This is a genomic window from Martelella sp. AMO21009, from assembly GCF_053484295.1.
On the sequence record NZ_JBAKFR010000010.1, the window covers coordinates 1 to 24,594 of the forward strand.

At 62.8% G+C, this 24,594-nt stretch carries 18 protein-coding genes; 9 read left to right on the forward strand and 9 right to left on the reverse strand.

Features of this window, described 5'->3' with window-relative positions; genetic code table 11:
* Window positions 1–161 precede the first annotated feature (161 nt).
* Complete coding sequence (locus V6766_RS12930; RefSeq protein ID WP_448467028.1) at window positions 162–6,302, reverse strand: apolipoprotein A-IV repeat region-like domain-containing protein; 6,141 nt, start codon at window positions 6,300–6,302, stop codon at window positions 162–164.
* A 508-nt stretch (window positions 6,303–6,810) separates the two neighbouring features.
* Between V6766_RS12930 and V6766_RS12935 the strand changes: the two genes are divergently transcribed.
* From V6766_RS12935 to folK, 4 genes are all read left to right on the forward strand, one after another.
* Complete coding sequence (locus tag V6766_RS12935; RefSeq protein WP_026173774.1) at window positions 6,811–7,131, forward strand: 2Fe-2S iron-sulfur cluster-binding protein; 321 nt, start codon at window positions 6,811–6,813, stop codon at window positions 7,129–7,131.
* Window positions 7,132–7,334: 203 nt separating this feature from the next.
* The gene (gene folP / locus V6766_RS12940) at window positions 7,335–8,186 is read left to right on the forward strand and encodes a dihydropteroate synthase (protein WP_448467030.1); all 852 of its coding nucleotides are present in this window, start codon (window positions 7,335–7,337) and stop codon (window positions 8,184–8,186) included.
* Window positions 8,183–8,551, forward strand: coding sequence for a dihydroneopterin aldolase (folB, locus tag V6766_RS12945; RefSeq protein ID WP_448467032.1), 369 nt, complete (start codon window positions 8,183–8,185; stop codon window positions 8,549–8,551). Before folP ends, folB begins: the two co-directional genes overlap by 4 nt.
* Complete coding sequence (gene folK / locus V6766_RS12950) at window positions 8,541–9,053, forward strand: 2-amino-4-hydroxy-6-hydroxymethyldihydropteridine diphosphokinase (RefSeq protein ID WP_448467034.1); 513 nt, start codon at window positions 8,541–8,543, stop codon at window positions 9,051–9,053. The genes folB and folK overlap by 11 nt, the downstream gene beginning before the upstream one ends.
* Window positions 9,054–9,080: 27 nt before the next feature.
* Here folK and V6766_RS12955 read toward each other — a convergent pair whose 3' ends face one another.
* The 4 genes from V6766_RS12955 to V6766_RS12970 all read right to left on the reverse strand — a co-directional run bounded on the left by V6766_RS12955 (window position 9,081) and on the right by V6766_RS12970 (window position 12,872).
* A complete protein-coding gene (locus tag V6766_RS12955; protein ID WP_448467036.1) occupies window positions 9,081–9,626 on the reverse strand; it encodes a hypothetical protein in 546 nt (181 codons plus the stop codon).
* 99 nt (window positions 9,627–9,725) lie between these two features.
* Entirely contained in the window at window positions 9,726–10,787 is a 1,062-nt protein-coding gene (locus tag V6766_RS12960; protein WP_448467037.1) for a YcjF family protein, read from the reverse strand.
* Window positions 10,784–12,262, reverse strand: a complete 1,479-nt coding sequence (locus tag V6766_RS12965; protein ID WP_448467039.1) for a YcjX family protein — start codon at window positions 12,260–12,262, stop codon at window positions 10,784–10,786. The genes V6766_RS12960 and V6766_RS12965 overlap by 4 nt, the downstream gene beginning before the upstream one ends.
* Before the next feature lie 94 nt (window positions 12,263–12,356).
* Window positions 12,357–12,872, reverse strand: coding sequence for a SixA phosphatase family protein (locus V6766_RS12970; RefSeq protein ID WP_448429436.1), 516 nt, complete (start codon window positions 12,870–12,872; stop codon window positions 12,357–12,359).
* A gap of 355 nt (window positions 12,873–13,227) precedes the next feature.
* On the opposite strand from V6766_RS12970, the gene dksA reads away from it, so the two are divergent.
* Window positions 13,228–13,647: an RNA polymerase-binding protein DksA gene (dksA, locus tag V6766_RS12975; RefSeq protein ID WP_448429861.1), complete on the forward strand. Its 420-nt coding sequence runs from the start codon at window positions 13,228–13,230 to the stop codon at window positions 13,645–13,647.
* Between the two features lie 73 nt (window positions 13,648–13,720).
* Here the strand turns inward: dksA and V6766_RS12980 are convergent, their stop codons facing one another.
* On the reverse strand, window positions 13,721–14,077 hold the full coding sequence (locus tag V6766_RS12980) for a flagellar biosynthetic protein FliO (RefSeq protein ID WP_448467041.1): 357 nt from the start codon (window positions 14,075–14,077) through the stop codon (window positions 13,721–13,723).
* A 275-nt stretch (window positions 14,078–14,352) separates the two neighbouring features.
* Here V6766_RS12980 and cckA point away from each other — a divergent pair, with 275 nt between their 5' ends.
* Window positions 14,353–16,947 (forward strand): cell cycle histidine kinase CckA, encoded by a 2,595-nt coding sequence (cckA, locus tag V6766_RS12985; protein WP_448467043.1) that lies wholly within the window; start codon window positions 14,353–14,355, stop codon window positions 16,945–16,947.
* Window positions 16,948–17,177: 230 nt separating this feature from the next.
* Entirely contained in the window at window positions 17,178–18,938 is a 1,761-nt protein-coding gene (locus tag V6766_RS12990; protein WP_448467046.1) for a Shedu anti-phage system protein SduA domain-containing protein, read from the forward strand.
* Between the two features lie 269 nt (window positions 18,939–19,207).
* Here V6766_RS12990 and V6766_RS12995 read toward each other — a convergent pair whose 3' ends face one another.
* Entirely contained in the window at window positions 19,208–21,196 is a 1,989-nt protein-coding gene (locus V6766_RS12995) for a bifunctional 2',3'-cyclic-nucleotide 2'-phosphodiesterase/3'-nucleotidase (RefSeq protein ID WP_448467048.1), read from the reverse strand.
* 140 nt (window positions 21,197–21,336) lie between these two features.
* On the opposite strand from V6766_RS12995, the gene V6766_RS13000 reads away from it, so the two are divergent.
* The gene (locus tag V6766_RS13000; protein ID WP_448467050.1) at window positions 21,337–21,918 is read left to right on the forward strand and encodes an N-acetyltransferase family protein; all 582 of its coding nucleotides are present in this window, start codon (window positions 21,337–21,339) and stop codon (window positions 21,916–21,918) included.
* Here V6766_RS13000 and V6766_RS13005 read toward each other — a convergent pair.
* Window positions 21,915–22,376 carry an Lrp/AsnC family transcriptional regulator gene (locus V6766_RS13005; RefSeq protein ID WP_448429418.1) on the reverse strand — a complete coding sequence of 154 codons (462 nt, stop codon included), beginning with the start codon at window positions 22,374–22,376 and terminating at the stop codon, window positions 21,915–21,917. The two genes, V6766_RS13000 and V6766_RS13005, sit on opposite strands and share 4 nt — an antisense overlap.
* 147 nt (window positions 22,377–22,523) lie before the next feature.
* On the opposite strand from V6766_RS13005, the gene ald reads away from it, so the two are divergent.
* Entirely contained in the window at window positions 22,524–23,642 is a 1,119-nt protein-coding gene (ald, locus tag V6766_RS13010; RefSeq protein ID WP_448467053.1) for an alanine dehydrogenase, read from the forward strand.
* 71 nt (window positions 23,643–23,713) lie between these two features.
* Here ald and rpsD read toward each other — a convergent pair whose 3' ends face one another.
* On the reverse strand, window positions 23,714–24,331 hold the full coding sequence (gene rpsD, locus V6766_RS13015) for a 30S ribosomal protein S4 (RefSeq protein WP_448467055.1): 618 nt from the start codon (window positions 24,329–24,331) through the stop codon (window positions 23,714–23,716).
* Between the last annotated feature and the right edge of the window lie 263 nt (window positions 24,332–24,594).

A 24,594-nucleotide genomic window follows, 5' to 3' on the forward strand; every position in this document is an offset into this window, starting at 1 on the left:
GTCGTGACCCTCAATGCAAGGTTCAGAGAGAAAATCATCCAACAGAGTTGATGACCCCTGTGGGGGAGCAGCGAGGTTCTCAAACTATGAAACCGCAGCTTCATCTATAGCAAAAAAAAAGGCGGCTCCGGGGCCGCCTTTTTCGTGTCGTGTCTTTCGCCTTATCGCAGCCTTCCGGCGGCGTGGGCGAGCATGGTGTAGACCTTGCCGGTGTCCGACGTCAGGTAGGACTGGACCACGCCGCGGTCGCGGTTGTTGTGCATCACGTCCGACAGAAGCTTCTCGAAATCGGCGATATAGCGGTCGACGGAGGTGCGGAATTCGCGGTCGCCTTCATAACGCGTCTTGATCTCGTCGAAGGTGCGCTGGCCCTTCAGCGTGTAAAGACGTCGGGAGAAGATGTCGCGTTCGCCCTGCTGGTACCGGTGCCAAAGATCGGCGGCGGTGTCGTGGTCGATCGCGCTCGCGATATCGACGGACAGCGCATTCAGCGTTTCGGCGGCCGGCCGGCGTTCAGCGGGTTTGCGGCCCTGGCCGGCCTCCTCGCGGGCGGCGGCGCGCAGCAGATCGCTGATCCAGCCTTCGCCGCCGGGAGCGCTGGACGCCGCCGAGCGGGTCACCGCCTGGCGAGCGGGCTGCGCGGGAGCGGCCGTGGCCTTGGTTTCGAAGCTGCCGAGACTGCGTTCGCCGGAGGCGCTGCCGGCAGGCGATGCCGAAAACGGCGGCAGGCTTTCGCTGCTGCGCGGTGCGGCGGCAGGCGCGGATGGCTGCTGGCGCGCGGCCGGCTGCGAGAGCTGGCCGCGCGAGGTGGACACCAGCGTGGAGATATCCTGCAGCGCGCGGATCTGGTCCTCGACCGCCTTGCGCATGGCCTGCGCGCTTTCGCGGGCCTCCTCCGGCATGTCGTGGATGCCGCGCTTGACGGCGGCACGGGTGTCATCCAGCTCGGCGCGGATGGCGGCGGCGGCCTGCTCGATTTCCCGGGTTGCGCCGGAGAAGCGCTTGGCGGCGTCTTCGACAGAGCCGCGCATGGTTTCGCCCACGCGCTGCGACATCGTCTCGGCCTCGCGGCCGGTCTGGTCCATGGTCGAGGCGATCATGGCGGCGACTGCCTTCAGGCCGCGCTCGATTTCCTGCGAACGCTCAGCAAGCCCGTTGGACAGCAGGCCGAGAGCCTCCTGGCGCTCGGTGAGCGTATTGGCGAGGTTGGACTGGGCGGAACCGATCAGGTTCGAGGCGCGGTCCAGAATGCCGGCATGGCTTTCGATCTTCTCGACCAGTTCGCGCACCGCGGCAAGCGAGGCAGACGCGCTGCCGTCGAGCGCATCGACCTTGTTGCCGAGCATGGCGCCGGCCTCGGACATCGAGGCTGCCGAGCGTTCCGCGGTTTCGGTGATGCGGTTTGCGGTCATGTTGAGGTTCCGGTCGACGGAAGACAGGCTGTCGGCCGCCTCGTTGACGACGCCGGCGAGAAGCTGATGGCTCTGGCCAAGATGGCGCACCAGCGCCTCGACATTGCCGGCGAGCGCATTGCTGTCATCGCGAAGCTGACGGCTGGTCTCGTCGGCGGCCTGACGGATTTCCTCCGCCGCGATCCGGCCGGTTTCGGCGTAGCGGGCGATGAGGGGCTGGGCCTTTTCGTCGATCAGGGCGTTGAGCTCTGCGGTGCGGCCAGCCAGCATCGAGTTGAGGTCGCGCGAGCGCTCGTCGAGCACGGTGCCGACAGCCTCGCCGCGGGCGGCGAGCGCCCGGTCGGCGGCGCCGAGGATTTCCTGCAGCGATGCGATCTGCGATCCGAGATTGTCGCGCAGTTCGGCGGCGCGCTCGGTCATGGTCCGCTCGGTTTCGCCCATCGACTGCGAAATTGCGCCGGCGGCTTCGGTGATGCCGGCATTCATCCGCTCGCTGCGCTGGGCAAGCAGGTTTTCGGCATCGCTCATCGTGGTCCGGATCGTCTCGATCTGGTTGTCGATCCGCGCGCTGGTGGCCGACAGAATCTCGCTGATGCGGGCGCTGTTTTCCGATGCGCTTTCGCTGGCGGCGTTGCTCTGCTCGGCAAGCGCCTGCTGCAGTTCGCGGGCGCGCTCGAAGATGGCGTTGGCGGAAAGCTCCATGCCCTCGCGCGCCGAAGCGACGGAGTTCGTCACCTGCTCGGTGAAGGCGCTGCCGCTGGCTTCGAGCTTCTGACGCGCTTCCTCGGCATTGCGGGTCATGTCGCCGGCGGCCTCGGCGACGGTGTCGCGCAGGCGGCCCGCCAGCTCGCCGGCGCGGCGATCCATCGTGCTGTTGAGATTGCCGATGCCGTGATCGAGCGCCTGTTCCAGCCTGCCGAAGCGTTCCTCGATCTGGCCGTGGCCCTGTCCGAGCGTCTCGGAAATCCGACCGTGGCTCTGTTCCAGGGAATCGGACAGCCGGCCCTCGGCCTGCTCCAGGGTCTCGGATATTCTTCCATGCCCCTGTCCAAGCGTATCCGAGAGACGGCCCTCAGCCTGTTCAAGGCTCTCGGATATCCGGCCATGCCCCTGTTCCAGCGTCTCGCTGATCCGGCTGTGGCGGGCGTCAAGGGCTTCGCCGAGGCGGTCGGCGGCGGAGGAGGAGGCGGTCTCGATGCCGCGCGCCTTTTCGTCCAGCATGCTGTTCAGCCGCTCGTCGAACTGCGCGCCGATCAGCGAGAAGGTGTTTTCGTGCGTCAGCAGCGTCTCGTGGAGCCGTTCCGAAACGGTCTCGCCGGCCTGTTCCAGGCGCTTGCCATTGGCTTCCAGCGCGCCGGAGATGCGCTCGTGAAGCGCATCGGCGGAGGCGTTGAGCTGGCTGCTCGCGTCATTAGCGGTGCGCTCGAAGGCCGAGCGCTGTTCGGCGAAGGTATTTTCGAAACGGGTCCGGGCCTCGTCGGAGGAGCGTTCGATCGCGCCGACGTGGTTGGTGAGCGCGTCGTCGAGACGGCGTCCGGTCTCTTCGGCAAGCCCCTCGATGCGGAACGCACCTTTCTCCACGGCTTCGCCATGGCGGGTGAGCGTCTCGTTGAGCACACCGAAGGAGGTTTCCACCCGGTCGGTCATGGTTTCGGCCGAGCGGGTGATGAGCCCGGCGGCGGTCGAGACCTTTTCGGCGATTGCGCCTGCCGAGCCGCGTAGGCGGCCTTCCAGCGCGGTACCGGCCTTGTCGATGGTGTCCTGCAGGGCTTCGCGCCGGCCTTCCAGCGTCATTTCCAGGAGGCTGGTGGAGGCGGCGATCGATGCGGAAATATTGGTGGTCTGATCGGTAAGCGTTTCGTTGACCTGCGCGCTTGCCTGGTCGAAGGCGCGCTGGATCTCGCCCGCATTGCTGCGCAGGGCGTCTTCGAGCTGGGTCTGGCCCTCGCGATAGGCATCGCGAATGCCGGCTTCGCGGGCTGCGAAGGTTTCCGAAATCCGGCTGTCGATCGCGCTGATGCGACCGTCAAGCGCGTTGGCCTCGTTGGTGATGGTCGCCTGCAGACGGCTTGCCACACCCTCATAAGCGCCGGCGAGCTGGCTCTGGCCGGACTCAAGCGCCGCCGCGAGACGCGCGGTATTCGACTCGATCGTCTGGCCGAAGGTTTCCTCGCCGGTCGAAAGCGTGGTCGCCAGCATGATGGCGTGCTCGCTGAAGCGCTCGTCGAGCCGGCTGGCGGCCTCGGTGAGCGTTTTCGCGATGCTGCTTTCGCCATCGCCCAGACCCTGGGTGAGGCGGTCGAACTGCTGGTCGATCCGTTCCGAAGCGCCTGCGATGGCGGCGGAAATGCCGGTCTCGCCGGCGCTGATCCGGTCGCTGAAGCGTTCGAACTGGCTGCCGATCTCGCCGGTCGCCTGTTCCAGCGCCTGGCCAAGCCGGCCCTGGCCCGTGCCGAGCGTCTCCTCAAGCCGCGCGGAATGGGTGTCCAGCGTCTGGGCGAAGGATTCCTCGCTCGCCGAAAGCGCCGTGGTGAGCATGATCGTGCGGTCGTTCAGCGTGTCGCTCAGCCGCTCGGAGGCGGCGTTGAGCGATGCGGCGATGCCGTTCTCGCTGTCGCCGATCTGGGCGTTGAAGCGGGTGAGGCGTTCCTCCAGCTTTTCGGCCGCGGTGTTGAGCGTGCCATCAAGCTGTTCCTGGCTGAGGCGGATGGTATCGCTGAACTTCTCCGCCTGGTTTTCGAGGGTGAGGCCGAAGGTTGCCTCGCTAGCCGAAAGCGTCGCGGCAAGGTCCATCTGATGTTCGTCGAGCTGCTCCTTGAGCCGGCTCGAGGCGTTTTCCAGCGTCGCGGCGATACCGCTCTCGCTGTCGCCGACCTGGGTGTTGAAGCGTTCGAGCTGGGCGTCGAGACGTTCCGAAACGCCCGAAAGCGTGCCGCTCAGGCGTTCGCTGCCCGCGCGCATGCTTTCTTCGACGCGCGCCGAATGGGAATCGAGCGTCTGGGCAAGGCTTTCCTCGCTCATCGAAAGCGTGGTGGTGAGCATGATCGCCTGCTCGTTCATGCGGTCGCCGAGCCGTTCGGCGGCATCGCTGAGCGAGGCGGCGATGCTGGCTTCTCCGCCGGCGAGCTGCTGGTTGAGGCGGGCGATATTGCCTTCCAGGCGGTTGCCGGCTTCATCGAAGGTCTGGCCGAGACGCTCATGCTCAGCGCTGATCTTGCTGCCAAGCTCGCGGCTGCGGCTTTCGAGCGTCTGGTCGAGCGCCTCGACATTGGCCGACAGGCTGGCGGCAAGCGCCTGGGTTTCGTCGCTCATGCGCTCCTGAAGGCGCTCGGATGCACTCTCCAGCATGCTGCCGATAGTGGATTCGCCCTCGGCCAGCGAACGCGAAACGCGTTCCACACCGCCATTGAGACGATCCTCCAGAGCATTGCCGCTGGCTTCGAGCGCGCCGGTGAAATTTTCCAGGCGGCTGTCGATATTGCTGCCAAGCCGGGTCAGCGTGGCTTCCAGCCGCTGGTCGACATACTGGCTGCGTTCGTCGAACCGGTTTGCCGCTTCCTCGTTGGCCTCGTTGAGCTTCTGGGTAAAGCGGGCCTCGGTCTCGGTGATGGTGTCCGTCAATCCGCCGACCACGCGTTCCAGCGCCGCGTTCATCGCGGTTTCGCTGCTTTCGGCAACGTCGCGCAGCTTGGCGGTGCGCTCCGACAGGATTTCATCGAGCTTGGCGCCACGCTCGCTGAGCGTTGCCGTCAGGCGCTCGGTATCCTCGTTCAGCGCGATCGCGCTGGTGTGGAAATCGCCGATCAGCTTGCGGCCGCGCTCGTCGAAGCGGGTGGAAAGGTCGTTGAAGCGGTCGTCGAAGAGTTCGCTCAACTGGCCATAGCTGCGATCGAAGGATTCGCGCAGTGTGGTCGAGCGTTCCTCCAAGAGGTCGCCGAGGGACTGCGCCGCGCGGCTTGTGCTTTCCGTGAGTGTCGCCGCGCGGGTTTCGAGCATCTTGGCAACGCCGTCGCCGGCGGTTCCGACCGTCTGGGTCAATTCCTCCATCACCTGGGCGATGTCGGATTTCATCTGGTCGTTGGTGCCCAGAAGCGACGTGCGGATGCGGGCGGCGTGGTTGACCACGGCCTCGCGCTCCGCCGTCAGCTCCTGCACCAGATTGCGGATCCGCATTTCGTTTTCGGCATAGCTGCGCTCGAGCGCGTTGACTTCGGAGTGGACGAGGTTCTCCAGTTCCGAGGCGCGCGCGATGGTGCGCTCGATGCCTTCGTTCATGGCGTAGACTTCGCGCCGCACCGCCTGGCTGACATTGCGCACCTGCTGGGCGGCGTTTTCATCCGGGTCGGAAAGCTTGAGCGCGACCTCGGCCATCGAGCGGGCGGCTTCCTGCATGTCGCGGGCGCGGGCGAGCATCAGGTTGAAGGCGTAGAACACGAAGATCGGCGCGACGGTGAGGGCGGCGGCAAGGCCGATGCCGTCGATCGAGAGGATATCGGCGAAGGAGCGGGCGCGGAAGATTTCCGAACCGAAGGCGACCATCGTGCCGCCAATGCCGAGCGCCAGCCAGCCGGCAGCCATGATGGTGGAGTTGCGCAGAGCCTTGACGGTCGACGAACGCTCGAAGGCGCGCAGCACGCGCTGGGTCGAGACGATGCCGGGGTCGTTCGCGGGGCGGAACTCGGGCGATTTCGGCCGGGCCGCGGTGGCGCGCGACGATGCGGGCGCAGCGGACTGCTTGCGCTGCGACGGCGCACGGAGCCGCGGGGCCTTCTTCCGTGCCGCGGCGGCTTCACCGGAAGTGTCATCGCCCGCCACATCGGGTGCAAGCGCGTCCTCCAGTGCGTGGAGTGCCTGATCGTCGAGCGAAGAGCCGCCAGTTTGGTTCGCCATAATACGCCTCGCAACACACGGGCGGTCTCGCATCAAGGCGAAAGCCGGCCCGACTACTCTATTTCAATCCCGAACCACACAGCCTTTGCGGCCTGTCTGGCGCGGTACGCATTTTCTGAAACAGCGTCCAGATGCCTTTTCGAACGGGACCTTTTTCATATGGGAAAGGCCTGTAAACTCGGGCAAATGTCTTCTATTTCAAAGGATTATCCCAGCTTTTCATCGCACATTCGCCAGACACGCACAACATCGTGAAAGTCTCCCTCCCGAAGCTCCCCGCGATCGATCGCGCAACAGCCGGTTTTGTGGTGGCAAAAACCGATCAAATTCCGATATTTAGCAAATATTAACCATAATGCGCCTTTTCTGAGGCTTTCGCAAAACCAAAACGCGGGGCCTTCAAGCCCGGCGTCCGCCACGCCATATAGGCAATGGCAATATTGACTGCCTCGCCCAGATGGCCCAATTAGCGCTGAACGACCCTCCCGAAAAGACCAAGGCCCGGCAAATGCTCAAACTGAAATTCATCGGCAATGACGATACGGTATATGACCTTGAGGTACAGGACGGCTCGACCGTGATGGAAAACGCGGTCCGCAACGGCGTGCCCGGTATCGAGGCGGAATGCGGAGGGGCCTGCGCCTGCGCCACCTGTCACGTCTATGTCGACGAGGCCTGGACCGAAAAGGTTGGCGAGCCCGAGCCGATGGAAGAAGACATGCTCGATTTCGCGGTCGATGTACGCGCCAATTCGCGGCTTTCCTGTCAGATCACCATGTCCGCCGAACTCGACGGCCTGACGGTGCGCGTCCCCGACAGCCAGGGCTGAGACGCGCGCAGCAGGGGTAATGACGGCTTTCCGGCTGGACGCGCGGAAAGCCCGGATGTATGCGGATCGTGACGGCTTCCCGTTCTTTGCCGTGACGCCGCGCGCGTCATCTTTCTGTCTTGCCGCATGTTCGGGAACCTTGCCTGGTTTCGCCTGACTGCCAATTGCCCTAGAGGAACATCATGAACGAGGCGTCCGCTAGCATGTTTCAGCCGCGACAGCTTGAATGCGCGCACGGGCGCTCGCTCACGCTCGGGCCGCGCGGCGTGCTGATGGCGATCGTCAATGTGACGCCCGATTCCTTTTCCGATGGCGGGCAGTTCGACAGCGTCGAGGCTGCTGTCGACTTTGGCCTTGGGACCGTGGAGGAGGGGGCGGCGATCCTCGATATCGGCGGCCAGTCGACCCGGCCGGGCGCTGCCGATGTGACGCCGGCCGAGGAGCAGGACCGCGTGCTGCCTGTAGTCGAGGCGCTGGCGGCGAAAACCGAGACGCTGATCTCCATCGATACCTACCACGCTGAGACCGCCCGGCTTGCGGTGGAGGCGGGCGCGCATATCGTCAACGACATTTCCGGCGGCACGGCGGAGCCCGACATTCTCTCCGTCACGGCCCGAAGCGGGGCGGCCTATTGCCTGATGCATACCAGCCGCAGGCCGGACACGCTTTCCGACCCGGTGGCCGATCAGTTCGCTTTTCTTGAGCAAGCGCTTCAGGCGGCGCGCGCGGCTGGGATCGCCGATGACCGGCTCGTCCTCGACCCGGGCTTCGGTTTCGGCAAGGACAGCGACGACAATCTCGAAATCATGGCGCATCTGGAGCGGCTGCACGAACTTCGCCTGCCGCTGCTGATCGGCACCTCGCGCAAGCGTTTTGTCGCCGCCCTTGCCGGGGCCGACGACAATCTCGCGCGCGATTTCGCCACCGCCGCCACCACGGCGTTGCTGCGGCTTGCCGGCGGGGCGATATTCCGCGTGCACAATGTCGCGGCCAACAGGGCGGCGCTTGCCGCCGCCGATGCAATCATTTCCCGACGGTATGGAGACCGGTCATGAGCGGACGCTACACGATCACCATGAAGAACTGCGCTTTCTATGCCTATCACGGCGTATTGCCGGAGGAGGAGCGGATGGGCCAGCGCTTCTTCGTCGACGTCATCGTCGATGTTGATGACGCGGCAGCTCTTGCCGACGATTTCACCAATGCCGTCGATTATGGCGGGCTCTATCCGGTGGTGGGCGCGGTCGTGACGGAACGGCGCTTCCAGTTGATCGAGGCGCTGGCCGCCGCGATCGCGGAGGCGGTTGCGGCCTACCACCAGGCCATCACGCGCGTCGAAGTGGCGGTGCGCAAGCCCTCGGTGCCGATCCCGGGCATTCTCGATCATGTCGAGGCGAGGCTGGTGCGCGATGTCCGCTGAACCCGTCCGCGCCGCGCTCGGGCTCGGCGCCAATCTCGGCGATCCGGCGGCCGCCATGGCCCGCGCCTTGCAGTTGCTGGATGATGGGGAGGGCACCGGAATTGTCGTCGTCTCGAAGCTTTACAGCACCCCGCCCTGGGGTCTTGTCGAGCAACCGCCGTTTATCAATTGTTGTGCGCTGATTGAGACGTCACTTCCGCCGCAGGCGCTGATGCAGCGCTGCCTCGATATCGAGAAAAAGTTGAAACGGGTGCGCGATGTCCGCTGGGGCCCGAGGTTGATCGATATCGATATCCTGACCTATGGCACGGAGAGCCTGGACACCGAAACCGTGACCATCCCGCATCCGCGCATGCTGGAACGCGGCTTCGTTCTGATGCCGCTTGCCGAGATAGCGCCCGACCTCGCCGTTAGTGGTCGCGCGGTGTCTGAATGGGCTTCCGAAGCCGATATGGCAGGCATTGTCGCGATCAGCGATGACGGGACATGGTGGAAGGCGTGAGTGCGCTCCGGTTTCCCGGAGCCGCCGCTACTTGATCGCGCCGACGGTGAATGGGTCGCCCTCGCGCTTGAGCGACAGGCCGATGACCGGGACGTAGCGCGTGCCGCCCTTGATAAGAAGCGTTATGTTGAGATCGTTCTCGCTCTGCATGCTGGTCACCAGCGCGCCCTCGACCTCCTTGCGCCGCAGCGAAATCACCGCTTTCTGGTCCTCGATGCTGCCGCCGGTCACCGCCAGCCCGTCGCCGTCCTCGCCGTCGAGAAACTGGCCGCGATAGCTGTCGCCGTCGCGGATGAACACGGCGGTGATCGGGTGGGAGAACAGGCCGGCGCGGCATTTGCCGTCCAGCTTGAAGCCGCCCTCGTCGCCCGATACCGGAAGCCCGTCCAGCTCGCATTTGAAATGGGTGCCCTTCAGCTTGCCCTCGACGATCTTGCCGGGGCCTGTCCATTTGCCGGCGACCTGGCGGAAGAATGCGTCGTCATCGCTTTCGGCAAGGGCGCTTGCCGGAAGCGCCGCCGCAAGGGCCGCGATCAGCAGGGCGGAGCGAAGGATGCGGAAAGTGGGGGCCATCGATTGTTCCGGTTACGCAAGACATCGGTTCGGTAGCCAATCATGACGGCGAATGGTTAAGCTTTGGTTTGCGCACAATCTATGCTTGCGTGACGTCGGTTATGGGTTGGACAGGTCGCGCTTTTCGCCGGGCGCGAGATCGCCAATGAAATCGCCCATGCCGGGGCGTTTCAGCGCGTGGAACGGCATCGGGCGGCAGAGATCCATGGCGGCGATGCCGATGCGGGCGGTCATCAGTCCGTTGATCATGCCCTCGCCGAAGCGGGCGGAAAGCTTGGAGGCCAGGCCATGGCCGAGCACCTGCTGGATCAGACTGTCGCCGACCGCGATCGACCCGGTGACTGCCAGATGCGAGAGCACGTCGCGGATCAGCCGGAACATGCCGACCGAGCCCGGACGACCGCCATAAAGTTCTGCCATGTTACGGATCAGCCGGATCGATTCGTAGAAGACATAGAGAAGATCGACGGCGGCGCGCGGGCTGATGGCGGTGACCACCGAGACGCGCTTGGAGGCGTTGAGGATCAGCGCGCGGGCCTTGAGGTCCAGCGGCGCCAGCATCTCGCGTTCGCAGAATTCCACAAGCTGCGGGGCATCGACCACGTCCTCGTCAAGCTCCGACAATCGCTGGCGACCGCGCGCGGTCTCGGCCTTGCCGGCAAGCAGCGTCGACAGCTCGCGGGCGGCGGTGCGGGCGCTTGCGGCATCGCTGCTTGCATGGGCGTCGGCCATCTTCAGCTTGATATGCTGGATCGCGCCAAGCCGCATGATCGCGATGATCTCGCGGGCGGCGACCACCAGCGCCGCCGCCACGCCCACCACGACAGCGCCGAGCGCCAGCCAGCCGAGCCAGGGCGCGCGGGCGAAGAGTGAGCGCACCAGATCGTCGATCCACAGACCGATCGCCAGCGACAGCAGGATGCCGAAGGCGATACCGGCAAGCTTGGAAAACGAGAAGCCGCGCTTCTTCATGGTCGCGACCGGCGGCTCCATCTCGTCGGCCGCGATCGTCTCCGCATCGCGCAGGAACGGGTCTTCCTCGTCGGGCGTCACCGGCGGCGGATCGAAATGGCGGGGCGGGCGGCGCGGCTCGGCTTCCTTGCGCGCGGATTTTTCCTCGATATCGAATACCGCCGGGCGGCGCGTGTGGTCGGGGCTCATGCCAGTCTGTCTCCGATCAGAAACTGCAATGCCCTGTCGAGGCGGATATGCGGGATCGAAACCCCGCCCTCACTGGCCTCGATGTCGATTTCGGGCGGGCGGAACCGCACGGCATTGATATCGGCAAGGCCTTCCGGCACGTCGCCGCCGCGCTTCAGCATGCGGAAAAACGCCTCCGGATTGGCCGGCAGGTCGCCGGGGAAGATCGCGGTTTTTCGAATTCCATCAAAGGTTTCCGTGCCGATCTTCTCGCCTTTTATCGGGGTGCCAACGATGACCGGCAGAACCTGCGATCCGGATTCCACCGTGGCTTCCCGCGTCGCCCGGACGGAGGCGATCGCCATCACATCGATCCCCGCGCCGGAAATGCCGATGGTCTTGATCGCGTCGTTGACGAGCCGGCGGGTCAGCTTCTCCAGCCGGTCATGGCTTTCATGATGCAGATGGTCGGCCTTGGTGGCGGCGATCAGTACCCGGTCGATCCGCCGCCGCGCCAGCGAGGAGAGCCAGGAATTGCGCCCCGGACGGAAGCAGGACAGCACCTCGGAAAGCGCGCGCTCCAGATCGGCGATCGCCTCCGGCCCGCGGCTCAGCGCCTGCAGCGTGTCGACCAGCACGACCTGGCGATCGAGTCGGGCGAAGTGGTTGCGGAAGAACGGTTTCACCACGACGGATTTATAGGCCTCGAAGCGCCGCTCCATCTGGGCGGCGAGCGACCCGCGCTTGAATTTTTCCTCGCCGAGCCCCGGTAGCGGCGCGAAGGTGAGGGCGGGCGAGCCCTCGAGATCGCCCGGCATCAGGAAGCGACCGGGCGGCAGGGTGGAAAGCGAGTGCTCGTCGGCCCGGCAGGCGGACAGATAGGCCGAGAAGCTTTCATGCAGCGCCCTCAGCGTCTTCTCGTCGGCCGGCGCGTCATAGTCGAGGGAGCCGGCAAGCTCCATCCAACCCTTCGCGAGCGCCGCCCGCGCGGGGCTTGACGCCCGCGCCTCGGTCTCGCGGCTGAACGTGCGGAAATCCTGGCCGAGCAGCGGCAGGTCGAGCAGCCATTCGCCTGGATAATCAACGATATCGATGGAGATGCTGCCACGGGAGAACATCCGGCTCCAGCGGCTCGCGCTCTGATAATGCAGCGTCAGGCGGAGTTCGGAGACCGCGCGGGTCGAATCGGGCCAGATGCGTTCGTCCACCAGCCGGTCGATGTGGGTTTCGTAGTCGAAGCGGGGGACCTGGTCGTCGGGCTGTTCTTCAAGCCTGATATCGGAGATGCGCCCCGAACGCATCGCCTCGAAAAAGGGCAGGCGGCCATTATGCAGCAGATTGTGGACCAGCGAGGCGATGAACACCGTTTTGCCGGCCCGCGACAGGCCGGTAACGCCAAGCCTGAGCGTCGGCTGAACAAGGTCGGAGGCGCGATCCGTGATGTTGTCGAGCGTAAGTCTGGCATTGTCGCCCAGCGACGTATGGATCGGCGTCAAAATCGGCTTCCTTTCACGGGTCTACCTGCAATATAGGGAGGCCGGCGCGCCGATCAAAGCGCCGTTGTGAACGGGAGCGTGCTTGCGCACTGGCCTAGTTCGGCGCGAGGAAGGCGGTGATGTTCCATTGCGGGGTTTCGGTGCCCGCGCCATCGCCCGCATGGTCGAGCACTGCCATGCCGGCGGTGGGAAAGCCGTAGGGGCAGGCCCTGTTAAAGGCTTCGGGACCGACGAGCATCAGCAGTGTTTCCTCTATGCCGGGATTGTGGCCGCAGATCAGCACGGTCTTGGCGTCGGCATTTTCGGCCAGCGCCTCCAGATAGGTGACGGGCGCGGCCTGGTAGAAATCATCGAGGAACCGGCAGGCCGGCGCGCGGCCGAGCGTGCGATAGGCGGCGTCCGCCGTCTGCCGGCAGCGCATCGCGGAAGATGACAGGATCAGGCCCGGCACGTAGCCGCTCTGCTTCATCCGCTCGGCAAGTTCGGCCGCGTCATCGACGCCGCGCTTTGAGAGCGGCCGGTCGTAATCGCGCATGGTCGGCTCGGGCCAGACCGCCTGGGCATGGCGCAGAAGATAGATCCGGTCGGGGTGCGGGTTGATGGTCGACATTCTCAATCTCGAAGCGGCGTGAAGCGGTATCGAACGCGCGGTGGCTGCGCTGACATTCAAAAATCGACCATGTCTTTACCATGATTTTTTCACAAGGCCTCACGCTTTTTTGCCGGCTTTGTTCGATGCTTTCGGAGCCCCGAAAATCCATTCAAATGCAGCCCTTGAGAGCGATCTTCATCGCACCTGCAACGCAGGCGCGATTTTGAACGGCATTGTGACAGAGAGGCCGTTCTTCAGGCAGGGCCTATTTTTTCAACAGTTTTTTACCTGCCCAAATATGAAGCAGAGGCTTGAATTTTCGTATTTGTTTGGGATATACACCGCCCGTGGGGTGTTGTTCAGGAGAATGGCTTTGAACAAGAACATTGATCTTAGTAGCTATGTTCTCTCCGATAACGAAGAGTTCATGAATCCCAACCAGCGGGCCTATTTTCGCGCAAAACTGATCGCCTGGAAAAACGATATTCTGCGGGAAGCACGCGAAACGCTCGAACATCTGGCCGCCGAAAGCGCCAACCATCCCGATCTCGCAGACCGGGCCTCTTCCGAAACCGACCGTTCCATCGAATTGCGGGCACGCGATCGTCAGCGCAAGTTGATCTCGAAGATCGACGCGGCGCTGCGCCGTATCGACGACGGAACCTATGGTTATTGCGAGGAGACGGGTGAGCCGATCGGGTTGAAGCGGCTCGATGCGCGACCAATCGCAACCCTGTCGATCGAGGCGCAGGAGCGCCACGAGCGACGCGAAAAAGTCTACCGCGACGAATAGCATGACACATCAAAAGGCCGCGTTCCAGGACGCGGCCTTTTGATTCTCATGGCTGTTTGCGCTGGTTGCCGAATCACCTTGGCTCGGTGGGCGCGGCTGCGGGCTTGGCGGCGGCCTCTTCGGCCGAAGGCGCCCGGCGCGTGCCGATGGGTGCCGGTATGCGCGTTTCCAGCAGAATATCGTTCGGGCCGCCGATCATCACCAGATGCTCGACATTGTCGCGCCGGATCAGCACCACCCGGCGGCGCGCGTCGACGGCTGCGGCGTCGACCACGAAAAGCCTGGGCTTACGGTTCTTGCCGCCCCTTATGAAGGGCGATGGCGGGCGCAGATGCATCAGAACCCAGATCGCGACAATGACCACGATGATCACGCCGATCGCTATCAGCGGTATATCGAAAATCATGCTGCCGAAACCGAGGTCGCCCATTGTCTGCCTTTCACTGCCTTTACCAGTTTACGCATTACCTGCGCATGCGCGCGTCAATCTAGCATGGCTTACGGATTGAAATCGCGCCTTTTTTGGCAATATCACCAGAACGAAGCAAGGCATGGGCGCAACCGGGCCTGTTCGGGGCGGAAACCGGGCGGCAATACCGAAATTTAAGCATTTGTCGCTAGATATGCTTGCAGAACTGGCCGATCCTGTTGCATCGGGCACCAACGATGTTTCGCGGCGCGGGCCGGACGGATGACGAGGTTTCAATGACATCAGGGCAAAAGGACGACACGGGCAGCGAGACCACCGTCAGGCGCGGCTTCGGCGCCGGCATCTTCTCCCGGCTGGCCCTGGTGCTTCTCATCCTGGCGACGATCGTCGTGCTTGCCTATCAGTATCGCGGCTATCTGCCGGAAGATCTCCTGCTGGCGATCCTCGGCCTGTTTGCCGTGCTCGGCGTGTTTTTCGTGCTGGCCGCGCTGACGGGACTTGCGGAACTGTTCCCGACGGGACGCCAGAACCACTTCGCCCGCCCGTTTCTCGACCAGTACCCCGAAGCCGTCGTGATCACCGATCATCGCAACCGGCTGGTCTATGCCAACGCCGCCTATGGCCGGCTGACGGGCGCGGCCGAGCCTGCAACGCTTGATACCCTGCTTTCGGAGGAGCCGGAGAGCTCGGAAGTGCTTTATCGCCTCAGCCAGGCGGTGCGCGCCGGCCGCGACGGGCAGGAGGAGTTCCGCCTCGTCAAGCCGCTTGCGAACGGCGAGGGCCCGCGCTGGTATCGCCTGCGCGCCCGCTTCTTCCCCGTCACCGACAGCCGCGCGACCACCCGCAATTTCCACATCTGGCAGATTTCCGACATCACCGAGGAGCGCCAGGAGCAGGAGCGCTATTTCCGCGAATTGCAGAAGGCGATCGATTATCTCGACCACGCCCCGGTCGGCTTCGTGGCGGCCGATAGCGAGGGCAAGGTCAGCTATATGAACGCCACGCTCGCCGGCTGGCTCGGCGTCGATCTCGCCGCCTTCGTGGCCGGCCGGATGAAATTCTCCGACCTGGCGACCGGTGAGGGCATGGCGCTTCTGACCGCGCTCGACCCCGAGCCCGGCGCGCGCGTCAGCGAGCGGATCGAGGCCAACCTGAAGCTTGCGTCAGGACAGACCATGCCGGTGGTCATGCTTCACGAGGCCGTCGGCGGGCGCGAGGGCAGGGCGGGCGATAGCCGCACCGTGATCGTCAGGCGCGAGGCCGACGAGCGTGCGGGCGATGCCGCCCCCGGCCGGTTCTTCGACGATACGCCGATGGCAATCGCCACCGTTGACCGCGATGGCAGGCTGCTCACCACCAACACCCGCTTTCTTACCATGTTCGCCGACCTTGTGCGGCGCGAGGATATCGGCACGGGCACCCGCGCGGGCGGGCTTATCGATGCCAATGACCGCGCCCGGCTGGACGAGGCGCTGGCGGCTGCAGCGGCGGGCCAGAGCGACATCGCCCCCTTCGAGGCGCGTCACTTCAGCGATGACAGCCGCCACTTCCGCTTCTTCGTCCACGCCGCCAGCGGCTCCGCGCCGGAGGCACAGGCGCTGATCTATGTGATCGAAATCAGCGAACAGAAATCGCTGGAGGCGCAGATGGCGCGCACCCAGAAGCTGAATGCTGTCGGCACGCTTGCCGGCGGCATCGCCCATGATTTCAACAATGTGCTGACCGCGATCCTGCTTTCGGCCGATCATCTCCTGCTGCAATCGCGCGCCTCCGATCCGGAATTCGCAGATCTTGTCGAGATCAAGCGCAATGCCAACCGCGCCTCGGGCCTCGTGCGGCAATTGCTGGCCTTCTCGCGCCAGCAGACCATGCGGCCGGAAGTGGTCGATCTCAACGACGTCATCGGCGACAATCGGATGATGATCGAGCGCCTGACCGGCGGCTCGGATGTCCGCCTCACCACCGATTTCGCCCGCAATCTGTGGCCGGTGAAGACCGATCCCGGCCAGTTTGGCCAGGTGATCACCAATCTCTCGGTCAACGCCCGCGACGCCATGCCCGATGGCGGCACGCTGACGGTGACGACCCGCAACGTGCCGGCGGTGGAGGTCGCGAGCCTCGGCCTGCGCGAGGTGCCGGAGAAGGACTTCGTGATGGTCGAGGTCGCCGATACCGGCACGGGCATTCCGCCGGAAGTGCTGGACAAGATCTTCGAACCGTTCTTCACCACCAAGGATGTCGGCAAGGGCACTGGCCTTGGCCTTGCCATGGTCTATGGCATCGTCACCCAATCGGGCGGCTTCCTGCATGCGGTTTCCGAAGTCGGCAAGGGCACGCGCTTCATCATCCTGCTGCCGCGCCACGTGCGCGCCGCCGGCGAGAAGGACATGGCGGAGGCGCCCAAGGACCACAAGGGCAAGCCGATCGCCGCCGCCTTCGGCGAGGGCAATGAGAGCGACAACGAGGCCCCGCGCGAGGAGGATATGGACCTCACCGGCCAGTCCGCCGTGGTGCTTCTGGTGGAAGACGAGGACGCGGTGCGCCGCTCCGGCAAGCGCATGCTGGAAATGCGCGGCTTCACCGTCTACGAGGCCGATACCGGCGTCCACGCCCTGAAGGTGCTGGAAAAGCTCGAAGGCGCTGTCGATATTGTCGTGTCCGACGTGGTGATGCCGGAAATGGACGGCCCGACGCTTCTGCGCGAGGCCCGCCGCATCTATCCCGACCTCAAATTCATCTTCGTCTCCGGCTACGCCGACGACGCGTTTGCGAAAAACCTGCCCGACGACGCCAAGTTCGGCTTCCTGCCGAAGCCGTATAATCTGAAGCAGCTGGTAGCGGCTGTGTGGGAGATGATCAGGGAGGGGTAAGGTTTTTTTTGGGGGCAGAGGCCGGGGTGGGGTAAGTCTTTCCGTATTAGGGTTGACTATATAAATAATCGTCTGGGCGATGCCGCTCGCCACAATGGTATAGGTTGACCGATCGCGAATTGAGAGTGGGCAACGCGTTGCGCTGTTTCCTGTGGACGCCAATTAACGAAGGTTACAGATAGTAATTCTTCTGCTACCTCTGAAGTAGATTCAGGTCGGGAGAGCCTTTCGTGGATGATATTCATTTTTCAGTTAATACACGACTGACAAGACTTCTGGGTGAGACATATCGTTCGAGCGAAGCAGCCTTAAAAGAACTGGTTGACAATGCATGGGACGCCGACGCCCAAAATGTCTGGATTACATTGCCAGCGCCTATGTCCTCTGATCCGATTATTGTGCGCGACGATGGTTCGGGAATGACACCGCTGGAAATGAGAAACGAATACCTGAACATCGCCAGCGATAAGCGGTCACGTACAGGTGAACGGACTCCGTTGCTGAAGCGGAAGGTCAAGGGTCGCAAGGGCATCGGAAAATTTGCCGGTTTATCGTTGGCGAACCGGATGGATGTTCTGGCGGTCGCCCGAGGTCGGAAGTGCAGTCTAACGATCGATAAGCTCGTCCTTGCCGAGAATGAGAATGATCTAGAAGCTGTGCCTCTACCATTCGTGGAAGATGATGCAGGCGAAGCTCATGCGGGCACGACAATTACATTGTCAGGGCTCGATAGTCGTTTGAATTTCCCAACGCCCGATCGTTTTCGAGAAATCCTCGTGCACGAATACGGTCGGGAACATGCTTTCAAGGTATTTGTAAATGGGGCTCAGTTATCGGTCGATGATATTCCGGGCGTAACACGGGAAGTCGAGCAAACTCTTACACAGGCCGGTTCAGTTCGTTTGAAGTTTACAATTGCAGACGGAAAGAAAGCTCCCAAGTCACCGGGTATTGTCCTGAAGGTAGACGGGAAGGTCGTCGGGAAGCCGATGATGTTCGGTCTAGATGATGATGAGGAAGTTCCCATCAAACTCTGTCAACGAGTCTACGGAGAGGTTGAGGTCGAGGGTAACGACCATTTCGTAACTGCAGATTGGGGCGGGGTGGTTGAGAACAGCAAGGCTTTCCAACAAATCCAATCGCATGTGAAATCGATCGTCAAAAAAGGTCTGAAGGAGAGCCACTCTCGCGATATGAACCTTCAGTTGGCTCGGTTGAAGAAGCAGTTGGATGCTAGGCTTAAAGACCTTCCAGAGCACCGTCGACGCTACGCTGAGGAAGCCCTCCATCGAATCTTGCAGCGATTCTATCGTGAAAGCGAGGAACGCATAGCGACGATCGCGGAGGTTGCGCTCGATGCTATGGAGCATGACGCCTACTGGGCCGTGCTCGAGCGGATAAATTCGACCGATCGCACAGATGTCGGTTCCTTTGCAGAGGCGCTTGAGGAATTCGGATTGCTTGAGCTTTCTGGGATCGCTGCACAAGCGACCAGACGAATGAAGTTTCTAGACTACCTTCAGGAGCTTATAGATAACGAAGCGACGCTCGAAAAGGACATCCACAAGGCCTTTGAAACAAATCTATGGGTTCTCGGTCGCCAATATGCTTTGATGTCATCTAACGTTACCCTGAGAAGGATCATCGAGAACTATAGTGACAAGAAATTTAGGGGCGAGCAGGCCTCGAAAAGACCCGACCTTCTGTTGTCGCAGGATTTAGCTGACAGCTATTTGCTGATTGAGTTCAAGCGCCCCAACCACCCAATTTCTAGGAACGACATCGCTCAAGCGGAGCATTATCGTGATGAGTTGTCGGGTACCATCACCTCAAGGAGTCCAATAAGGATTTTGATGATCGGTAAGGGCTCTGTAGTTTCGATGGACAAGAGATATGAGACTGACATGGCGACCGTCAGTTCTTACGCAAGCGTGCTCTCATCTGCCCGCAGGGAACTCGACTGGCTGATTTCATCGCTAAGCCAAGCATAGATCGCCTCCAGTCCCAGACTGCTGAAAAACGTCTCCCTGTATTCTGCGTCATCCTCGGGCTTGACCCGAGGATCCAATCACCCCTCTATGCGAGCGGAGTGTGCGGTCAGTAAGGCGCTGTTCTTTCTTCTTTTTTTCCGAAACGCTTGTCGCGCGGGTGCGTGCTTAGACCCTCGGGACAAGCCCGAGGGTGACGAAAGAGGGTGGGGCGGCTTTGTCAGCAGCCCGAAGGCCGGCCCCTGTGATTTCCCTCTGAAAAAATCAACCGATCACAGCACCACCCGATAAAGCGCGAACCCGTTTTCGCCGTCGCCCGCCGTTTCGATCTTCGCGCCCTTCACGTCGGCGATGTATTCCGCGGCGCGGGGGCCGGTTTCGAAGGTGGCGGTGGTGTCGGGCATGGGGGCGAAGGTCCAGTTGAAATCGGCGGACGGGTTGATCGTGCCCTGGTCGACGATGTAGCGCACGATCACGTCGCGGTTGGTATCGGGGCCGACGAACACGATCACGTCCGAATTGATATCCGGGAAATTGCCGCCGCCGCCGGCGCGGTAATTGTTGGTCGCCACCACGAATTGCTGTTCGGGGTCGATCGGCTTGCCGTCATAGGCAAGGTCGATGATGCGGTGGCTGTCCGGATTGGCGAGGCTGCCATCCTTGGCGTAGCGCGCCGGCTTCGACAGGTCGATCTTGTAGGTCACGCCGTCGATGACGTCGAAATTGTAGGACGGGAAATCCGGGTTCAGGAGCGGGGCGTCGGTCGCGCCGGGCTCCACCTGGTTGAACATGCCCGCCGACATTTCCAGCCACTCGCGCACCTGCGCGCCGTTGATCAGCACGGCGCGGGCGGTGTTGGGATAGAGGTAGAGGTCGGCGACGTTCTTGATGGCGATGTCGCCGGCCGGAACCTCGGTATAGTAATCCGGCCCGCCGCGACCGCCGGCCTTGAAGGGGGCGGCGGCGGAAAGCACGGGGAAGTCCCGGTATTCCGTGTCCTTCAGCATGTCCTTCGTGTACCAGGTCTGCGCCTTGGAGACGATCTGCACGGACGGGTCATCGGCCACCAGCGCGAAATAGGATTGCAGCGGCGCGGAGGTCTTGCCGACCGGGGTGCGGACGTATTCGAGCGTCGCCTCGTGATCGGCCTCGGCAGCGGCGATCACCGCCGCGTCGCTTTCGACATCGGCGATGACCTTGCGGTCCTCGGTGCGGTGGTAGATCGGCCGCGCCTCGGTGGTGAAGTCGACGATTTTCCAGCTTTCGCCGTCCTTTTCCAGCAGCAGGTCGATAAGGCCCATATGCGAGCCCCAGAAGCCGGCCATTACCGCCGGCTTGCCCTTGAGCGTGCCCTTGTCGACATCGACGTCATCGATGCCGGCGAAATCATCCGTGCCGGGGAAGACGAGGTGCTGGTGGCCGGTGAACACCGCGTCTATGCCGTCGACGCCTGCGAGATAGAGCGAGGCGTTTTCCATCAGCGGCGCGGGGCCGGTGCCATCGATGCCGGAATGCGACAGCGCCACGATGATATCGGCGCCTTCTTCCTTCATCACCGGCACCCAGGCTTCGGCCGCTTCCACGATATCGCGGGTATTGGCCTTGCCGGAAAGGTTCTTCTCGTCCCAGACCATGATCTGCGGCGGTACGAAGCCGATGAAGCCGATCTTCACCGGGCTCTTGTTGCCGTCGCCATCGGTGATCATCTGCTCCTGGATCAGGTAGGGCCTGACCATCAGGTCGTCCTTGGTGGGGTCATCGGCCAGTGCGCCTGTGGTCAGGTTGGCGCAGACATAAGGGAAGTTCGCGCCGGCGAGCACCTTGTGCATGAAGTCGAGGCCGTAATTGAACTCGTGATTGCCGAGCGTGCCGACATCATAGCCGAGCACATTCATGGCCTTGATCACCGGATGGACGTCGCCGTCCTGCATGCCGCGCTCATAGGCGATGTAATCGCCCATCGGATTGCCCTGCAGGAAGTCGCCATTGTCGATCAGCATGGAATTTGTCGATTCGGCGCGGATGGAGTCGATGATCGAGGCGGTGCGGGCAAGGCCCATCGTGTCGTTGGGCTTGTCGGCGTAATAGTCATAGGGAAACACGTTGACGTGGATGTCGGTGGTTTCCATCAGCCGCAGATGCGCCTGGTTGCCGGCGGCACGGGCGGAGAACGGATGGAGGGCGACCATGGCGGTGGCCGTTGCCATGCCGCGCAGCAGCGTGCGACGGGAGATCGGTTGCAGTTCGAAAAGCGCGGACATCGGCGGCTCCGTTTGTGTTGTGGCGCGGGCTTCGCGCCGTCGGCGGTTGACAATGATCATGGAATGAATTGCAAGTCTGTGAAAGCTTAATGACAGGCTAGGCGCGCAGCCAGCTTTAGGTCAATACGGGGAGGGGTGGATTGGTTTCCAGTTTTACGATCAGGGCGGCGACGGCGGAGGATGCGCCAGACATGGTGCGGCTCATCAATATCGCCGATCACGGCTTGCCGCTGTGGCGCTGGGGGCGGCTTGAGGGCGGCGAGGGCGATCCGTGGGAGGCCGGGCGCGAAAGCGTCCGGCGCGAGGATCAGGTCGTCAACTGGAAGAACGGCACGGTCGCGACCCTTGGCTCCGACATCGTGGCGCTGCTGCTGGCCTATCCGCTGGAGCGCGATACGCCGACCGGCGAGGCCGATCATGCGGTGTTCGAGCCACTGAAGGCGCTGAAGGCGAAAGCAGTGGGCAGCTATTACATTCACGTGCTCGCGGCCTATGCGGAGTACCGCCGGCGCGGGCTCGGGAAATTGCTGATGGAGCGGGCGGCGCGGATGGCAGGCGGCCGCGATCTCGCCCTGATCGTTTCCGACGGCAATGCGCCCGCGCGCCGGTTCTACGATCAACTGGGCTTTCACGAAGCCGCGCGTGAAGCGATCGTCACCGCCGAGGACTGGAAGGCAGAGGGCGAGAACTGGCTGCTGCTGGCAAAGCCCTCGAAAGCTTAGTCGATCCCGACATTGATCCGTTCGATGATCGGTCTCAGCGCAAAGGACGAGTTGATCTGCACCACATGCGGCAGCGCCGACAGCCAGTCGCGGTGGATGCGCTCGTAATCCTTCAGGTCCTTGGCCGCCACCCGCAGCGTATAGTCATAAACGCCGGAGACCATGTAGCAGACGATGATGTTCGGGCAGCGCTTCACCGCCTCCTCGAACTCGGCAAGCGTGCGGGCGAACTGGCCGGAAAGCGAGATCTGCACGATCGCCACCATCTTGTAGCCAAGCGCCTCGGGCGAGATTCTTGCGGTATAGCCCTCGATCACGCCGCTTTTTTCCAATATATCGAGCCGTCTGGAACAGGCGGATGGCGACAGGCCGACGGTTTCCGCAAGGTCCGCATTGGTGATGCGGCCGTTCTTCTGCAGTGCCTTCAAGATCGCACGATCAATCTCGTCGATATCCATAGTTCGAATACCCTTCGATTTTTATTGTTCTTTTTCGAAAATTAAACGAAAAAAGCGAAAAATCAAGGATAACTTTGCAAGGACATTGCTGCGATTTCGCGTTTCAATCCCGGTCAGGTTGTATCGATTGGAGCGAGGAGATCGAAAATGCTTGTCGGCTGTCCGAAGGAAATCAAGAATCACGAATACCGCGTCGGCCTGACCCCGGCATCGGTGCGCGAATATGTGGCGCATGGTCACCAGGTTATCGTCGAGACCGGCGCGGGTGCCGGCATCGGCGCGGGCGATGATGCCTATCGCGCTGCGGGCGCGACGATTGTGCCGGATGCCGCCACTGTGTTCGCCAGAGCGGATATGGTCGTCAAGGTCAAGGAACCGCAGCCTTCCGAATGGGCGCAGCTCAGGGAAGGCCAGTTGCTCTATGCCTATCTGCATCTCGCGCCCGATCCGGCGCAGACCGAGGGGCTTCTCGCCTCCGGCGTCACCGCGATTGCCTATGAGACCGTGACCGACGAGCGCGGCGGGCTGCCGCTTCTGGCCCCGATGTCCGAGGTGGCGGGCAGGCTTTCGATCCAGGCTGGTGCCACCGCGCTACAGAAGGCCAATGGCGGGCTTGGCGTGCTGCTGGGCGGCGTTCCGGGCGTTCAGCCCGGCAAGGTGGTGGTGATCGGCGGCGGCGTCGTCGGCCTGCATGCGAGCCTGATGGCGACGGGGCTTGGCGCTGAGGTCACGATCCTCGACCGCTCGCTGCCGCGCCTGCGCGTGCTGGACGAGCTGTTCCGCGGCCGGGTCAAGACGCTGTACTCGACCACGGAAGCGCTTGAGAACGAGATTTTCGCCGCTGATCTCGTCATCGGCGCTGTTCTGGTGCCGGGGGCTGCCGCGCCCAAGCTCGTCACCCGCGAAATGCTGCCAGGCATGAAGACCGGCGCGGTCATGGTCGATGTCGCGATCGATCAGGGCGGCTGTTTCGAGACCTCGCACGCCACCACCCATTCCGATCCGACCTTCGTGGTCGACGGCGTGGTGCATTACTGCGTCGCCAACATGCCAGGCGCGGTGCCGATCACCTCCGCTGCCGCGCTGAACAATGCGACGCTGCATTACGGGCTGATGCTGGCCGACAAGGGGCTCGCCGCGGTTTCCGAGGATCGCCATCTGCGCAACGGCCTTAACGTCCATCGCGGCCGGGTGACCAACGCCGCCGTGGCAGCCGCGCTCGGCTACGAGCTTGCCGCGCCCGAGGCGGTCCTGAAGGTCGCCTGAGGCCACTTGCTCCAGGCAATAAAAAAAGCCGCCCCGAGAGGCGGCTTTTCGCATGGGATGTCGCGCGAGAATTAACGCGAGTAGAACTCGACCACGAGGTTCGGTTCCATGATGACCGGGTAGGGGATGTCGGCGAGTGCCGGGACCCGTACATAGGTTGCCGTCATCTTGTTGTGGTCGGCGTCGATGTAGTCCGGCACGTCACGCTCGGCGAGCTGGGTCGCCTCGAGAACGCTTGCGAGCTGCTTGGAGCGCTCGCGCACCTCGATCACGTCGCCGGGCTTGCAGCGATAGGAGCCAACATTGACCTTGACGCCGTTGACGGTGACATGGCCGTGGTTGACGAACTGGCGGGCGGCAAACACGGTCGGCACGAACTTGGCGCGGTAGACGATCGCGTCGAGACGGCTTTCGAGCAGGCCGACCAGGTTTTCACCGGTGTCGCCCTTGCGGCGGTTGGCTTCCTCGAAGATCGCGAGAAACTGCTTTTCGCGCAGTTCGCCGTAATAGCCCTTCAGCTTCTGCTTGGCGCGCAGCTGTACGCCGAAGTCGGAAAGCTTGCCCTTGCGGCGCTGGCCGTGCTGGCCGGGGCCGTATTCGCGACGGTTGACCGGGGACTTCGGACGGCCCCAGATGTTTTCGCCCATACGGCGGTCAATTTTATGCTTGGACGATTCGCGCTTGCTCATCGTATTTCCTTAATCTCAACATAGCGGGACCGGTATCACCGGGAGCCCAAGGAAACACGCCCTCCTTTGGCGCCCTCTTTCGAAGGGCCTGACAGGTTTTCGCGGAAAAAAGCGCCCGGAAAACCACGGGACATGTCGGTTAGAACACCGATCAATTCAGTGTTGGCGCGCTGATAGTCGGCTTTTGCCTGAAAGTCAACGCCTGCGGCATGGACTCCTGCATGGGCGTCATGGTTTAACCGGGTGCAACAATCTTTCCAGCC